The organism is Synechococcus sp. CBW1002, assembly GCF_015840915.1.
Lineage (GTDB): Bacteria > Cyanobacteriota > Cyanobacteriia > PCC-6307 > Cyanobiaceae > CBW1002.
Window position 1 is genome coordinate 2,505,389 of sequence record NZ_CP060398.1, and the last position, 14,385, is coordinate 2,519,773.

18 protein-coding genes and 1 pseudogene are annotated in these 14,385 nt (G+C 64.4%); 8 read left to right on the top strand and 11 right to left on the bottom strand.

What is annotated here, in order from left to right; translation table 11 throughout:
• Window positions 1–71: 71 nt before the first annotated feature.
• Window positions 72–2,285, top strand: coding sequence for a cation-translocating P-type ATPase (locus H8F24_RS12330; protein WP_231596986.1), 2,214 nt, complete (start codon window positions 72–74; stop codon window positions 2,283–2,285).
• 16 nt (window positions 2,286–2,301) lie between these two features.
• Here H8F24_RS12330 and cadR read toward each other — a convergent pair whose 3' ends face one another.
• Window positions 2,302–2,718, bottom strand: a complete 417-nt coding sequence (gene cadR, locus H8F24_RS12335) for a Cd(II)/Pb(II)-responsive transcriptional regulator (RefSeq protein ID WP_197169821.1) — start codon at window positions 2,716–2,718, stop codon at window positions 2,302–2,304.
• A 121-nt stretch (window positions 2,719–2,839) separates the two neighbouring features.
• Here cadR and H8F24_RS12340 point away from each other — a divergent pair, with 121 nt between their 5' ends.
• The 4 genes and pseudogenes from H8F24_RS12340 (at window position 2,840) to H8F24_RS20205 (ending at window position 6,042) form a co-directional block, all read left to right on the top strand.
• On the top strand, window positions 2,840–3,763 hold the full coding sequence (locus tag H8F24_RS12340) for a vitamin K epoxide reductase family protein (protein ID WP_231596985.1): 924 nt from the start codon (window positions 2,840–2,842) through the stop codon (window positions 3,761–3,763).
• 122 nt (window positions 3,764–3,885) lie between these two features.
• Window positions 3,886–5,175, top strand: coding sequence for an Nramp family divalent metal transporter (locus H8F24_RS12345; RefSeq protein WP_231596984.1), 1,290 nt, complete (start codon window positions 3,886–3,888; stop codon window positions 5,173–5,175).
• A gap of 308 nt (window positions 5,176–5,483) precedes the next feature.
• Window positions 5,484–5,813, top strand: a pseudogene (locus tag H8F24_RS20200) (DUF924 family protein); the annotation flags it as partial.
• 67 nt (window positions 5,814–5,880) lie between these two features.
• The gene (locus tag H8F24_RS20205; RefSeq protein WP_370594826.1) at window positions 5,881–6,042 is read left to right on the top strand and encodes a DUF924 family protein; all 162 of its coding nucleotides are present in this window, start codon (window positions 5,881–5,883) and stop codon (window positions 6,040–6,042) included.
• A gap of 6 nt (window positions 6,043–6,048) precedes the next feature.
• On the opposite strand, the gene H8F24_RS12355 is transcribed toward H8F24_RS20205, so the two are convergent.
• From H8F24_RS12355 to H8F24_RS12395, 9 genes are all read right to left on the bottom strand, one after another.
• On the bottom strand, window positions 6,049–6,333 hold the full coding sequence (locus H8F24_RS12355; RefSeq protein ID WP_197169824.1) for a DUF1651 domain-containing protein: 285 nt from the start codon (window positions 6,331–6,333) through the stop codon (window positions 6,049–6,051).
• A gap of 7 nt (window positions 6,334–6,340) precedes the next feature.
• Window positions 6,341–6,625 (bottom strand): galactose oxidase, encoded by a 285-nt coding sequence (locus H8F24_RS12360; protein WP_197169825.1) that lies wholly within the window; start codon window positions 6,623–6,625, stop codon window positions 6,341–6,343.
• A gap of 55 nt (window positions 6,626–6,680) precedes the next feature.
• Window positions 6,681–7,058: a DUF5615 family PIN-like protein gene (locus H8F24_RS12365; RefSeq protein ID WP_197169826.1), complete on the bottom strand. Its 378-nt coding sequence runs from the start codon at window positions 7,056–7,058 to the stop codon at window positions 6,681–6,683.
• Window positions 7,058–7,285, bottom strand: coding sequence for a DUF433 domain-containing protein (locus tag H8F24_RS12370; protein ID WP_197169827.1), 228 nt, complete (start codon window positions 7,283–7,285; stop codon window positions 7,058–7,060). The genes H8F24_RS12365 and H8F24_RS12370 overlap by 1 nt, the downstream gene beginning before the upstream one ends.
• Window positions 7,286–7,343: 58 nt before the next feature.
• Window positions 7,344–8,351: an RAD52 family DNA repair protein gene (locus tag H8F24_RS12375; RefSeq protein WP_197169828.1), complete on the bottom strand. Its 1,008-nt coding sequence runs from the start codon at window positions 8,349–8,351 to the stop codon at window positions 7,344–7,346.
• 86 nt (window positions 8,352–8,437) lie between these two features.
• The gene (locus H8F24_RS12380) at window positions 8,438–9,058 is read right to left on the bottom strand and encodes a siphovirus Gp157 family protein (protein ID WP_197169829.1); all 621 of its coding nucleotides are present in this window, start codon (window positions 9,056–9,058) and stop codon (window positions 8,438–8,440) included.
• Between the two features lie 51 nt (window positions 9,059–9,109).
• Entirely contained in the window at window positions 9,110–9,631 is a 522-nt protein-coding gene (locus tag H8F24_RS12385; RefSeq protein WP_197169830.1) for an SLOG family protein, read from the bottom strand.
• Between the two features lie 200 nt (window positions 9,632–9,831).
• On the bottom strand, window positions 9,832–10,047 hold the full coding sequence (locus H8F24_RS12390) for a hypothetical protein (RefSeq protein WP_197169831.1): 216 nt from the start codon (window positions 10,045–10,047) through the stop codon (window positions 9,832–9,834).
• 46 nt (window positions 10,048–10,093) lie between these two features.
• A complete protein-coding gene (locus H8F24_RS12395; protein ID WP_197169832.1) occupies window positions 10,094–10,480 on the bottom strand; it encodes a hypothetical protein in 387 nt (128 codons plus the stop codon).
• A gap of 564 nt (window positions 10,481–11,044) precedes the next feature.
• Between H8F24_RS12395 and H8F24_RS20210 the strand changes: the two genes are divergently transcribed.
• A complete protein-coding gene (locus tag H8F24_RS20210; RefSeq protein WP_370594827.1) occupies window positions 11,045–11,353 on the top strand; it encodes an Arm DNA-binding domain-containing protein in 309 nt (102 codons plus the stop codon).
• On the opposite strand, the gene H8F24_RS12400 is transcribed toward H8F24_RS20210, so the two are convergent.
• Window positions 11,305–12,384, bottom strand: coding sequence for an alpha/beta hydrolase (locus H8F24_RS12400; protein ID WP_197169833.1), 1,080 nt, complete (start codon window positions 12,382–12,384; stop codon window positions 11,305–11,307). The two genes, H8F24_RS20210 and H8F24_RS12400, sit on opposite strands and share 49 nt — an antisense overlap.
• Before the next feature lie 1,126 nt (window positions 12,385–13,510).
• Between H8F24_RS12400 and H8F24_RS12405 the strand changes: the two genes are divergently transcribed.
• Window positions 13,511–14,230 (top strand): alpha/beta fold hydrolase, encoded by a 720-nt coding sequence (locus tag H8F24_RS12405; protein WP_197169834.1) that lies wholly within the window; start codon window positions 13,511–13,513, stop codon window positions 14,228–14,230.
• Complete coding sequence (locus H8F24_RS12410; RefSeq protein WP_197172568.1) at window positions 14,227–14,385, top strand: hypothetical protein; 159 nt, start codon at window positions 14,227–14,229, stop codon at window positions 14,383–14,385. The genes H8F24_RS12405 and H8F24_RS12410 overlap by 4 nt, the downstream gene beginning before the upstream one ends.

Consider the following 14,385-nt stretch of genomic DNA (forward strand, 5'->3'; position numbering starts at 1 on the left):
ACTAGGTGCCGCCAAGACCCTTGACCCTGAAGTGACTACAGGCTGTTTGCTGGGGTCTGGATGACAGGACCATGGCGGAACATTGCTGCAGCAGTAGAACCAGCGGGCAGAAGGCCGGAGCCACCACGGCGCCGCAGCCGGAGCCGGCAAGCGGCAGAGAAGCGCTGTTTCGGATCAGCGCGATGGATTGCGCCACGGAGGAAGGCGAGATCCGGCATGCCCTCTCAGGTGTTGACGGCATCCGCAGCCTGCGGTTCCTGCTGGCCGAGCGCGTTCTGGCGATCGATGCCGAAGCAGCAGCGCTCAACTCCGCCCTTGCCGCAATCCGCCGGCTGGGATTCACCCCGGAGCCGATCAGCCCCGATCAGCGGCCGTCCGCCGCCCAGACCCGCGCCGAACGGCGCCTTGAACGGCTCCGCCTGGCGGGCTCCCTGGCGCTGGCGATCACAGCGGAGCTGCTGCATCTGGTCGTTCCCGCCTTCCCGGGTCATGAGCTGCTTGAGATCGGGATCGCCATCGCCGCCATCGCCCTGGCGGGCTTCTCCGTGTTTCGCAAGGGCCTCGCGGCCCTGCGCCAGGGCCGGCTCAACATCAATGCGCTGATGAGCGTGGCGGTCACGGGCGCCTTCCTGATCGGCCGCTTCCCGGAAGCCGCCATGGTGATGGCGCTCTATGCCGTGGCCGAGGCGATCGAAGCGCGGGCGGTGCAGCGGGCCCGCCAGGCGATCACCAGCCTGATGGCCCTGGCTCCCGACGAGGCGGAGATCCGCCAGAGCGATGGCCGCTGGCAACGCGTCTCCGCCAGTGCTGTGGCCATCGGAGATGTGGTGCGTGTCCGCCCGGGCGAGCGCCTGCCGCTTGATGGCACGGTGCTTTCCGGCGAGAGTGCGATCAACCAGGCCCCGATCACCGGCGAAAGCCTGCCGGTCGACAAAGGCCCTGGTGATGAAGTGTTTGCGGGCACGATCAACCAGGGCGGCGCCCTGGAGATCCAGGTGACGGCACCTGCCTCGCTGAGCACCCTGGCGCGCATCATCCAGGCCGTGGAGGAAGCCCAGGCCTCCCGTGCTCCGATCCAGCGCTTCGTCGATCGCTTCGCGGCCCGCTACACCCCGGCGGTGTTCGTGGTGGCACTGGCTGTTGCCCTGCTGGCGCCGCCCTTGCTGGGGTTCACCCCCCTGCAGGCCATCTACAAGGCACTGGTGCTGCTGGTGATCGCCTGCCCCTGCGCGCTGGTGATCGCCACACCGGTCACGGTGGTGAGCGGCCTGGCCACCGCCGCCCGTCGCGGCATCATCATCAAAGGCGGCCTCTACATCGAGGAGGCCCGCAAGATCAAGGTGCTGGCGCTCGACAAGACCGGCACGATCACCCTGGGCCAGCCCCAGCTGGTGGCCTTTTCCCCTCAGCAAGAAACGGCAGACGCTGGCGTTCTCAAACAGTGGGCTAGCAGCCTGGCGGAGCGCTCCGACCATCCCGTGTCGCGGGCCATGGCCGCAGGCCTTGATGGCGAGCGGCTGGCCGTGGAGGCCTTCGAGGCCCTCCCCGGAAGGGGGGTGCGCGGCGTGATTGCGGGGCGGCCGCTGATGCTGGCCAACCACCGCTGGATCGAGGAGCTGGGGCTCTGCTCCAGCTCACTGGAAGCATCGATGCAGGTCCACGAGCGCCAAGGTCGCTCGCTCAGCCTGCTCGCGGATGACAGCGGCGTACTCGCCTTGATCGCTGTTGCCGACACCGTTCGGCCCAGCTCCGCGGCCGCCATGGCGGCCCTGAGAGCCCTGGGCGTCAAACCGGTGATGCTCACGGGTGACAACGCAGCCACCGCCGGCGCGATTGCGGCCCTGGCCGGCATCGAGCAGGTGAAAAGCAACCTGTTGCCCCAGGACAAGCTCGATGCGGTGGCCGCTCTGCAGGCCCGCTACGGATTCACGGCCATGGTCGGCGATGGCATCAACGATGCGCCGGCCCTGGCCCAGGCTGACATCGGTTTTGCGATGGGGGCCGCGGGCACCCAAATCGCCATCGAAGCGGCCGATGTGGTGATCATGAACGACGATCTGATGCGTGTACCGGAAACGATCGCCCTCTCGCGCCGCACCTTCTCCATCCTGCGCCAGAACATTGGCCTGGCGCTGGGAATCAAGGCCCTGTTTCTGGTGCTAACCGTGGCCGGGAACGCCACGATGTGGATGGCGGTCTTCGCGGACATGGGCACCAGCTTGATCGTGATCGCCAATGGCCTGCGGCTGCTCCGCACTCCCACGCTTGGCAATATCAGGGGCTGAGCCTGGTCGGAAATGATCAGATCTGAGCCTTGTCGATTCGTGCCGAACGGTTCAATTCCATGAGGATGCCGCAGGTCTTCACCTCATCCGGTTGCTGACAAAGCCCTCTGAGCTGCCGTAGCTGATCCTGGAGTTTGTGCAACTCATTCACGCGGGCATCGACCTCGGCGATCTTCTCGTCCAGCAGGGCATTCACCGTCAGACAGCTTCCGGACGGTGTGTCGAGCACCCCGATCAGGATGCGGACCTCCTCCAGGCTCATGTCCAGGCTGCGGCAGTAGCGGATGAAGCGCAACTGCTCCACATGCTGCGGAGAATAGAGGCGATAGTTGCCATCCGTGCGCTGCGGCACCGGCAACAAGTGCTCGCGTTCGTAATAGCGGATGGTTTCGATCGTCACTCCGGTAGACCGTGCCAACTCGCCAATCTGCATGGATTCATCCCCTTGGGTAGGTAAGTCGGGCGGACAAGCCTCCCTGGCGCAACGCTAGGCTCTTGACCCTGAAGCCACTTCAGGCTTTTCAATGGCCGTATCTCAGCCGTTCTCTCCCCCTGTGAGCAGCGCTACGCGAACCAAGCCTCTCTCCAGCCGTCGGGTCGGCCAGGAGCCAGGCCGGCCCTGGGTGCGCCTCACCATGGCCGTGCTCGCCACGATCGGCATGATCGATACCGGCTCGATCACCGCCAAGCGCTGGGGTTGGATCGGCAGCCTGTCCTGTCCGGGCGGTAGCGATGGCTGCGACAAGGTGCTCGGCAGCGCCTGGGGCACGCTGCTGGGCCAGCCACTTTCTCTCTTTGGGTTCCTGGCCTACGCCACGGTGCTCCTGCTGGCCCTGATGCCGTTGCTGCGAGGAGGTCTGCGCGCCCCAGCCTCGGAGGGCAATCGCTGGGCTCTGTTCCTCGTCAGCTGCGGCATGGCCGTCTTCAGTTTGGTGCTGATGGGGCTCCTGGTCTTCGAGATCAAGGCCTTCTGCACCTTCTGTGTGGTCTCAGCCGCCCTCAGCCTCGCGCTGTTCCTGTTGAGTCTTGTTGGAGGTGGCTGGATCGACCGCAGCCAACTGATCTTTCGCGGAGTGATGACAGTCCTTCTTGTTGGTCTGCTGGGGCTGGGCTGGGCAGCATCGGCGGACCAGCCTGTCGCCCAAAGCGGACGGGCGGCTCCAGCTGTCATCAGCGCCAGTTCGCCGGCCAAGATTGCCCTGGCGGAGCATCTGAGCAGCGTCGGCGCCCGGGTGTTCACGGCGTACTGGTGCCCCCACTGCCATGACCAGAAGGAGGCCTTCGGCAAGGAGGCCGCCGCCAAGCTCCAGGTGATCGAATGCGCCGAAGACGGCGCCAACAGCCAGGCGCAGCTGTGCAAGCAGCAGGGGGTTCAGGGCTATCCCAGCTGGCAGATCAAGGGCGTCGTGGATTCGGGCGTCAAGCCGCTGAAAACTCTCGCTGATCTCAGTGGCTACACAGGTCCTCGCGACTTCTGAGCTAGCGGTGATCCCTTCCCCAGGGTGGGCTCATGCCGGCGATGCCCCAGCAGGATCGCAGCCACCCTCGCCTTACCCTCCAACTCCGCTGGCGTCGCTTCATGCCTGATGCACCGCTGGACATGGCCGCGCGCACCAATGCCCAGACGGTGGAGGTGCCTGCCGGCCTGGGCATGCTGCGCACCTTCATGCGGGTGCTGGGCCCCGGCTATCTGGTGGCCGTGGGCTACATGGATCCGGGCAATTGGGCCACGGATCTGGCGGCCGGCTCCCAGTTCGGGTACCGCCTGCTCTGGGTGATCGGGCTCTCCAGCCTGATGGCGATGGTGCTCCAGTCGCTCTGCTGCCGGTTGGGTATCGCCACAAGGCTGGACTTGGCCCAGGCCTGCAGCCGTCTGCTGCCGCGGTTCTGGCGGATCCCCCTCTGGCTGCTGGCCGAAGTGGCGATCATTGCCTGCGACCTGGCCGAGCTGGTAGGCAGCGCCATTGCCCTGCAGCTGCTCTTCGGTCTTCCATTGCCCTGGGGGGTGGGCCTCACGGCCGCCGACACCCTGTTGCTGCTGGCACTGCAGCGCTTCGGGATCCGGCGGCTGGAGGCCCTGGTGATCGCCCTGGTCGCCCTGGTCGGGGGTTGCTTCGCGGTGGAAATGTTCTTGCTGCAGCCCAACTGGGGCCAGGTGGGCCAGGGCTTCCTTCCCCAGGCCGCCAGCCTTAGGGACGGGCAGCAGCTGTTTCTGGCGGCCGGCATTCTCGGTGCCACGGTGATGCCCCACAACCTCTACCTCCATTCCTCGCTGGTGCAGACCCGCCTCTGGGCGGAGGGCCAGGGGACGAGGCGCAGGGCCCTGGCTTTCAGCACCTGGGACACCCTGATCGCCCTCAGCCTTGCCTTTCTGATCAATGTCTCGATCCTGGTGCTCGCCGCCGGCAGCTTCTACGGACGGCTACCGCAGCCGGTGACGGACCTGAGCGAGGCCTACCGGCTGCTGACGCCGATGCTGGGCACCTCTCTCGCCAGCGTGCTGTTCGGGGTGGCCCTGCTGGCGGCGGGACAGAGCTCGACGCTCACCGCCACCATGGCCGGCCAGATCGTGATGGAGGGGTTCCTGCAGATCCGGCTGCCGGACTGGAAGCGGCGGCTGCTCACCCGCGGCCTCGCCCTGATCCCGGCGATGGCCACGGTGATCCTGTTCGGCGAGCGAGCCACCACGAATCTGCTGGTGCTGAGCCAGGTGGTGCTTTCGCTGCAGTTGCCCTTCGCGGTGATCCCGCTGGTGTGGTTCTGCGGCCGCCAGGGCCTGATGGGCGATCTGAAAGCACCGCTCTGGCTGCAGGCCGCGGGCTGGATCTGCGCCAGCGTGATTGTGCTGATCAACCTCTCGATGCTGAGCGCGGTGCTGCGGGGCGTCTGAACCGTTGACAACGGCAGCCTCTTTAGTCCCATGACGAGCAAAAAACACTGGGACACGATCTGAGCATCCAAGGCCACTGAGTCGTTGAGCTGATGCCAGAGGCACCACGGTGACCAAGCGACTGGATGCCTGGAGCATTTCCCACCACAAGCTGCAGCAAACCGCGCTCCAATCCCACGAGTGCGGAGACACCGATCAGGGGCAACACGCCCCAGGGGAAGCGCAGCAGCAGGGTCAGCGACATGAAGATCAGGAAGACTGCAAGGGCATCGAGCTGGCCAGTGTTTTCCCCATTTGGGCCTGCTCTGATGGCTGGTCAGCGACACCAGGTCAGCGAGGTGCTGGACTTCTGGTTCGTGCAAAGCCGGCTGCGCCAGTGGTTCGCCAAGGACCCGGCCTTTGATGCCCTCCTGCGGGAACGATTCCTGGGCCTGACACGGCGGGCGATCGCCGGTGAGCTCGATGCCTGGAATGAAGAGCCGTCCCGAGGCCTGGCGCTGGTGCTGCTGCTGGATCAGTTCCCGCGCCAGTTCTGGCGCGACACCGCCATGGCCTTCGCGGGCGATCTCCAGGCCCTGGCGCTGAGCCTGATGGCTGTGGAGCGCGGCCGGCTGGAGGCCGAAGACGAGCAGGCAAGGCGGCAGTTCTGGCTGATGCCGCTGATGCATTCGGAAGACCTGGCAGAGCAGGAGGCGGCACCTGCCGCTGTTCGAGCGGTTCAGCGATCCCCGCACCGCCGACTTCGCCCGCCAGCACCGGGATGTGATCGCCCGCTTTGGCCGCTTCCCCCACCGCAATGCTGCTCTGGGGCGGGTGTCGAGCGCGGAGGAGCTGGCCTTCCTGCAGACGCCGGGCTCCCGCTTCTGAACCGGCTCAGCGTTCAGCCGGGGAAGGCGGTGGCAGCCACTGGGGCGCGCAAGGCTGCCAGCCCTGCTGGCGCTTCTGGGCCCAGAGCTTGATCGCCTGCTCTCGCGTCAGCTCCCTGCGCTTTTTGAGCAGCGGCGGCTCACCGCCGGTCATCACCTCCCCGAAGGTCACCTCCAGGCTCTGACTCCAGCGGTCGTAACGCATTGGCCTGAAGTGCAGCACCTGGCGACCGTCGCTCAGCCAGCCTTCCTGGGGCGAGAGCGGCGGTCGCTTCCGGTCACCGACGTGCATGGGCCGCTCAGGCCACCTCCGGCGCCCAGCCCTGGCTCCGGGTCATGTCGTCGGTCCAGCCCTGACAGCGGCTGGTGAGGTGCTCACCATGGGCGATCAGACCCTGATGCAGCTGGCAAGTGAGCACCGGGATGCAGTTCACTCCCGCGTGGTGGCGAAACCAGTGGCAGGTCATGCAGACCTTGCGGCTGCGGGTTTTGAGCAGCACCTCGCTGTCGAGGTAGGGCCACTCCTCGATCGGGGCTTCAAGCCTGGCTGCCAGGGCTGCCGGCCGGGACAAGGAGACGCCCATGAACCACTCAAGATGCGTACACCTGTACTAGCGCGGTTGTCTTGGTCTGGCTTGCTCAGCTCGTCCGCTTCAGGGGCAGGATGCGCACCCGCCGCCGGCGTTCATCGGCGACCACCAGCGCCCCTTGCTCGATCTCGGCGCCATAGGTCTTGAGCAGTGACAGCACCAGCGTGCCGATCGCCTCGGGCAGGACATTCAAGCAGCGCACCTGAAGCACGCTCGGCCCATCGGCACCGCTGAGGGCCAGCATCGTGCCGAAGTCCAGGTCGTGCGTGAAGACGGCGTAGCTGTTGGCGATCGCCCACTGCATCAGGACCGTATCCGGTGCCCTTGGATCGCCCACCTCCGACCAGTGCACGGCTTCATGACCTGCGGCCCGCAACAGGGGGATCCATTCGGTCGAGAGGTTCATGTCGACCAGGAGCCTGGCCATCAGCTCAGGACCAGCGCCTCTTCTCGCTCTTCCATGCGCCAGGCGGCGTACGCCAAAGCCTCATCGATGTCTGCCGCTTCCAGCTGCGGGTAGGCCTGCAGGATCCGCTCGCGGCTGCTGCCGCTGGCGATCAACCCCACGACCGTGCCCACCGTGATGCGCAGCCCGCGGATGCAGGGCTTGCCACCCATCACGGCGGGATCGTGGCTGATGCGGGGAAACGCCATGGGCCAAGCGTAGGCAGAAGCCGCCAACTTGCCCCCTTCAGGAGAGGGGCTGGGCAGCTCAGCCGGACTGAAGCTGGTGTTGCACCAGGAACGTCTCAATCCAGTCGTGGTGGCACTTCTGGTTGATCCGATCGGCGATCGTCACCGCCTCCTCGGGCACCTGGAACCGCTTGCGGAAGGCCCGGGTGAGGCTCTCCAGCTGGGGGCGGGGGAGAGCCCGCAGCGTGCTGTGGAGGTGCTGGATCGTCTCGGCATCGAGGGGGATCTGGCCGCAGTCGGCGTGGGCTGATGGCGGTGGCGTCGGGTCCGTGGCTTGGGTGCGGCGCTGAGCAGCGGAGGCAGCGGCGGCGGCGGGAGAACCAGCCTCCGGCCGGCTCAGACAAGACCGCTGCCCACCAGGCCGCTGGGCCCCATCACCCTGGCCCGCTGCACTGCTGACCTCCCGCTGGCGCTTGTCATAGAGGGCAAGGCCAAACGGGTTCCCGAAGGTCATCAGGGCCCGCTTCATGGCATCGGTCTCGGCTTCCTTGAGGGCGGATTCATGGGCCTGGCCCAGGTCCACGTCGATGCCGTGGCCGGCACCGCTGCCCTCACGGATCAGGGGTGTCAGGCCACCGGCGGTGACGGTGACGCGGACGCGGGCGGTGTAGGTGACGCCCCAACCGGGCTTCTGGTCTCGGCTCGTGCCTCTGGCACCGATCAAGCGTTCGGCCTGGGCGACGCAGCGGACGGCCACGGTCTGGCGCTGCCAGCCATCGAAGCCAAAGATGCGGTTGGCTTCCGCGATCACCTGCCACCCCTCCAGATAGCTCACGCGGCTGCGGCCTTGCTCCCGCTGGCGGACGTTGGCCCGATCGAGGGGGGCGGAAAGAGCGGCGAGCTGCTCGGGGGAGAAGCCAGGGGGCTGGACCGAGACGGCGGCCGACGCGGATTCCGGCACGGATGGAGGGAGCGCCTCGCGTCGATCAGCGGAGCGGATCAGCTCCAGGGCTGAGGGGGGCCTCTGGACGGGACGTGGAGCAGCGGGCCGGCTGGCCCCGTTGGTGGAAGGAGCGGCGACGGTCATGGCGATGGAAGCAATGGTGTGAGGAGGAAGGAGAAGGAGCCCCGGCTGCCTGGCCGGAACCCCAGTTGCATGAGGCCTGTGGCTCCTCAGTGGATGCGCCAGGAGCGGCGGGAGATCAGCTGGGCGCCGGTGATCTGCTGGCCTGCCTTGAGAGCCGCCTTGATGGCGGTCTTGTCGGCCGAGAAGGTGGTTTTGACGCTGAGCCACTCGGGATCGAGCAGGGCCTCGTTCTCGATCTCGACCGCCTGTGACTTGCGGCTGCTGAGCTCGTGGTTGGGAAACGAGAAGCGGGTGGCCGTGGGCTGCAGCCTGGTGAGCACCAGAACCAGCGAGTCCTCGAGGGCATCCGCCCGAGAGGCATCAGACCGGGAAAGCTCGGTGAGCCGCTTGGCCTGCTGCTGGCGGTAGGCGGCCTGGCCGCGCAGGTGCTCGATCACCCAGCAGGTGGCATCGGCTTTGGCGGCGAGGGCCTGCTTGTTGCCTTCTTCCGCCAGCAGGGCAGCCTCCAGCTCGGCGAGGGCCTGGGCGCGGCTGTCGTCGTCATCGGCTTCCAGCTGCTCGGCGAGCTGACCGATGGCGGTGGTGAGCTCCTGGGCCTCGATGCCCAGCTGCCAGAGCGAGCCGGACCGCTGCAGGGAGCAGGAAGGCCCGGCGGTCTGCGGGAGAGCTGGGGCGAGAGGTACGGCGGGGGCGGTGAGAACGGCCATGGGGATGGGGATGTGAGGAGGGAACGGGAAGAACGGCGCGGCGACTGCCGCTCAGGCGGCGAGCGGCTCCGGCGAGAAGGGCGGCGGCACTTCCATCACCACCACCGGCACCGGCGAGCGGGAGGAGCAGCGGCGGGCCTGCTGGACGAGCGAAGCCGTGCCCGGCCCACCGGGGAAGGCGATCACCAGCACCGAGGCGCTGAAGGCAGGGGAGGTGTGGGCCTGGGCCTCGACCAGGGCCTGCTCCAGCAGAAGGCGATTGCGGATGGGCCCGGCAGCGCGGCCATGACGGCGCCAATCAGCGGCGAGGGCCTGGACCCGCCAGCCGAGCTGCTGGGCGGCACGGCCGATGGCGCGATCAGCACCACGGGCACCGCCATGCAGCAACAGATGGACAGGCCGGCCGCCAGAGCGCTGGAGGAGAGCAGAGGCGATGCGCTCCTGGGGCCAGACGAGATCACGGCCACCAGCGGCAACGATGACGACCGAGCGATGGGCCAACGCCGGCGGCGACAGGAGGCCAAGGGAAGGCAATGCAGCGGCCTGGGCCACTGCAGCAGAGGACAAGCTCATGGCTACAGAGCAAACGAACGGGACAAGTTGTCCGAGGATTTCGTTGCCGCAGGCGATGGGCTCGTGGCCTTTGGCGCAGCTCTTATTCTACCAGTACAAACGCACTGAGCAGCGGGCAGAGTGGCTGCGGGGCAATGGATCTACGCAAAGCAGAGCTAGCCGCTGATGGATCGGCGAGCTGATAAGCAAGGCCACCAGATTCAGCCCTGAATGCCCAGCTGGCCGCGCAGCCGCGCGAGGAAATCAGAGGCATCACCCCAGCCCCGTGCACGGGGCAACTTCCCGGGCACCGCAGCCGCGGGAGAGTAGCCATGCCTGCCCACCCCCACACCGGCCCCGGAGCGGAGGGCGGCGGCGGCTGGCCGATGCACGCCACGGCGCAGCCGTGGCACGCTGAAGGACGGCCGCTGTCGCACCGGGAGGTGCGCTCAACGAATCCGACCGGAGCCCAGTGGCGGTTGCTCAGCCCCAGGGAACGTCCAGGAACTCCACCAGCAGCACGCCTCGGTGGGTGCCATGGATCGTGACCAGTCCCGCCTTGGCAGCAAGCTCCATGCCAGGACGCTCCTTGCGGACCTGTTCGGCGGTAGCCAGCACCCGCACCCAGCCGCCGGTCATGAAGTCCTCGCTGCCTGTTTCAAAGACCTGCAGCCGGCGGTGCTGGTTGCTGTTGCGCTCGTAGTACAGGCCTCCACCGGTGGGGTCGGTTCCCTCTGCCCAGACCTGATCCACCATCAGCTTCCCGATCGCCAGTGGGTCCCGTGCCGCTGCGTCAATGGCCTCACCGTCAAGCACCAGCGGGTTGCCCGGGTCCTCACGGTTGTCAGAGATGATCAATCGGTCGCCCATGAAAGGGTTCTCCTCAGCCCCTTCCTGTCGCGTGATCACGCCGCATGGGTCAATCCAGCGATGGTGCTCGTCAGTCTGGCTGCGGATCAGCTCTCAGCCCCAACCAGCGCCGGCTCAGCCATCTCCCCTGAACCCTCTGATCCGGGTCTCAAGCAGGTCCCACGGCCCTCGAATTCCGTCCATCCATCACAGACCGTGAATGACGGTATAAAAGACGGTACAGACGGGGGCACCCATCGTCCCAAGTCGTCCTATAGCAGTCGATCCGGTCCGTTGCACACGGACACCCTCTCCGTTTCAGGGTCCAAAACAGGGATTCCCCAGGGTTCCCGTGATGTCCCACTGATTCCCGAGACCCACTGCGCCGCCGTGGGTTTTCCGCTATCTGGGCGTCCCATGGCATCCCGGCAAAACCCAGGCAAGCAAAAAATTGTGGTGGTGTAATTGGTGGTGTAAAACCGGTGTGGTGGTGTAAGTGGAGTCTTGCCTCTAACCGACAAGGAGCTTCGCTGAATACCACAGCGATCTCGGCGCTGCCGAGTCTCGAACGGCGCTGGGCTGCTCCTGGAGGTCGACCCCGCCGGGGGGGGGAAGTACTTGTTCTGGTGGCACCGCTTCCCGCCCACCAAGGACGGCCGACGGCAGGATCTGCGCATTGGGCCCTATCCCAGGATTTCGCTCAAGGCCGCCCGCGACATCCGCAATGAGCAGACATATCGTCTCCATCTCATCGAGCCAGGGCCACACTCCTCGTTCATTCACTCAAGGAGTGGCCGTAGGCTGCAGCAATGGGACAGATGTCGGTCCGACCACTCGTCACGCAACTACGCTTCAAGAAGATATTGCTTGAAGAATCGGGATATCGCTGCATAAGCCACCTCGCTGTCCACGAACATGCCGTGGAAGAAATAGAAGCCATGTGGCATGTCTTCGCAGACGAGATGTTCGACATTTGGATTGCCGGCTTCCCTGAGCTTTGCGACGAACGCACAATTGTCGTCCACGAGAGGATCAGCAGTGCCCGAGAGCACCAGGGTAGGCGGGAACGCGGAGAGATCGCCCCTGATTGGACTGACTTCGGGGTGGGACCAGTTTTCGTAGCTCACCGCATAAGCGCCACGAATATATCCCATAAACGCCGTATCGTAGACAATGCCTCGAGGGGCAAGCTTCTGGAATGATGGGTATTGCTCGAAGAAGAAGTCGGTGATGGGGCACAGTAATAGCGCTGCCTCGGGTGGCTCGACGCCTCTGTTCCGTGCAGCAAGCGGAAGAGCAGCGGCGAAATTGCCGCCAGCTGAATCCCCAACAACGGCGATGCGATTCGGATCACCGCCAATCTCCTCGCCGTGGGTGCGCATCCACTTCAGGACTTCGAGGCAGTCGTTGAGGCCAGAAGGGAACGGCCATTCAGGGGCAAGGCGGTAGTTGACGCTCAAGACCACAAGCCCGTTTTCCGAGGCAATTCGACTTGTGATGTAGGCGGTATCCTCTGACTGGCCGACCGTGAAGCCGCCACCGTGGATGTAGAGCAACATCGCTTGGCGACCATGCGTGGCGGCACTCTTGTAAGTCTGACAGCGGATCGAACCGTCGGGTGACGGGAGGAAGATCTCCCCGACCTCAATTTTTGGATAGAGCTCTCCGGCTGCTGGTGGTAACAGTGTGGGATCGATTGAATGATCTTGGCCGACATAACCGGTACGCACCGGCTGGATCATGAGATCGCGCAACGCGACTGGGGTGCGCATCGCGGCGAGCAGGTGATACAAGGGTGCCGCCGGGTCATCGGAATCGATCACTGACATGCCGGGGCCATCGGTGCGTTTGTCGACAGTGATGTTGCACTGGTGCATGAGGGGATCGTCTGCTGCCAATTGATACCAGAGGCTGAATGGTGCCAAGTTTAAACCGACTCATCATGAATCAGGGCTACGAGCGAACGTAGTCATTGCAGGAGTACGAGCAGGAGAAAGTTGTGGTTTTCGGTTGCGTTCGGGGATTACCGACGACCAGGGTTCGCTGGCTGTGACTGCGTGGAGATCCAACTGGCCGCAGTCTCCATGTTGAGCCAGAGAATCACCACTGAGGATGGTCCACTCAACCGGCCAGTCGGTTGGAGGGGGAGCAGGACGAGCTCGGCAGATGACCGGCAGCTCTCTCCTCACGACCGAGGCAAGATGAACGCACTCGTATTGAGTCGGTCATCGTAGGCACGATGGGAGATGCAAGGCACGCAATCATTCTTCCGCAGCAGCTCGACTCGGTAGCATCTGATGACGACCATCCCGCGATGCGCCCTGATCTAGCCCCTGAATCGTCGCCTTGTGCCTGAGAGCATGAGCATCGTTCGCCCACAAAGAAGGCGAAATCAAAGCCCCTCGGTAAGCTTTGTCCATTCAAGAGAGAAGAACAACATTCACAGGCAGCACGATTTGGATCTGCAGACGATCTCTAAGAAGTGACAGGAGCTCAAGTCGCGGAAGGTCTCGCGACTCAGTCATGCTTAGCTCCTGTTGTCATCCATTTAGACTTATACCGTTTCTATTTCATTAGCCGAGTCGTGCCCGCCGCTCATTCTGCTGTTGGTACTGATGGCTGCTCACCTGATCACAGCCTAGACCCATAGACGGAGGGGTTGGTCTGCCAGCCCCGATCGTGGAGGGCTGGTGGCCCGCAATTCACGAGCACAACACTGTTGCAATGGGATCTTGCTTGGCTTGGATTCGCGCGCGTGCATCTGGCCATGGCAGAGCATTGATGACACCGTCTGCCACCTGACCCACGCGTCTGAGCTCGTCGGACACGGGATGCGCAATCCTCAGGTAATCCGCTGGATGCTGGTCTGTCCGGCCGTGGCAACAGGCTTGCTGATCTGCGCGATCCGAAGCGATGGTGCAGGGAAGCCTCAGCAACGACCCTGACTGCATACACTTTGGAGACAGGCACGATAGGCAAACCATGCCGTACTAGAGGATTGGAGACCTTGATTTCTACTACCGGCAAATCGGCAGTGGGCCCGATGTGGTGATGATCTCTGGGCTCAGCGCCGATCACCAAATGTGGGAGACAGCGCGATTGGCGACTGATTTTCGCGTCACCGTCTTTGACAACCGAGGTTGTGGGCAAAGCAGCATTCCCGAGGGGCCCTATCGACTGGAGATGCTGGCCCGGGACACGCTCGACTTGTGCGCAAAACTCGGTATCCACAAGACCCATCTCGTGGGCCACTCGATGGGTGGGCACATTGCTCAGATCATTGCGGCGACGGCTCCCGATTTTGTTGACCGACTTGTGATTGCTTGTAGCGAGCCAACATTCTCCGTGATCTCACGGTTAGCGACAAGCCAGCAGATCGCCCTTTACGACTGGGGAGTACCGCTCGAGGTGAGGGCTAGAAACTATCTCCCAGTGCTGTTCTACATGCCCTTCCTCAAAGACAGCGAGAGGGTCGAAAGCTACATCCGATCTGTTGTCAGTCATCCTTATCCAATGACTCAACAGGGCTATGTTGCCCAGACCGAGGCCCTGCGCGTCTTCGACACACGAGCCCTCCTGAAGGAGATCCGTTGCCCTACGCGGATCATCGCTGCGGAGCATGACCTGCTCACCCCGATGGCTGGCTCTGAATTCCTCTGCAGGGAAATCCCAGGGGCCGAGCTGAGTGTGATTCCCGAAAGCGGCCATGGTGTCTTCATTGAGCGCCCTGAGATGTTTTATGGATTGATCCTGGAGTTCTTGAATGGTTGAAGCGGATCATGGTGGCGATCCATCTGAACGTCAGCCTGGGGTTCCCCCGGTTTCAAGGACAAGTCGATAAGGGTCACGCCATGACCATCAGACTGTCCATCGATGACCAATCCATCCAGAACCAGACGTCGGTTTACGGCGCTACAGAAGGCTGA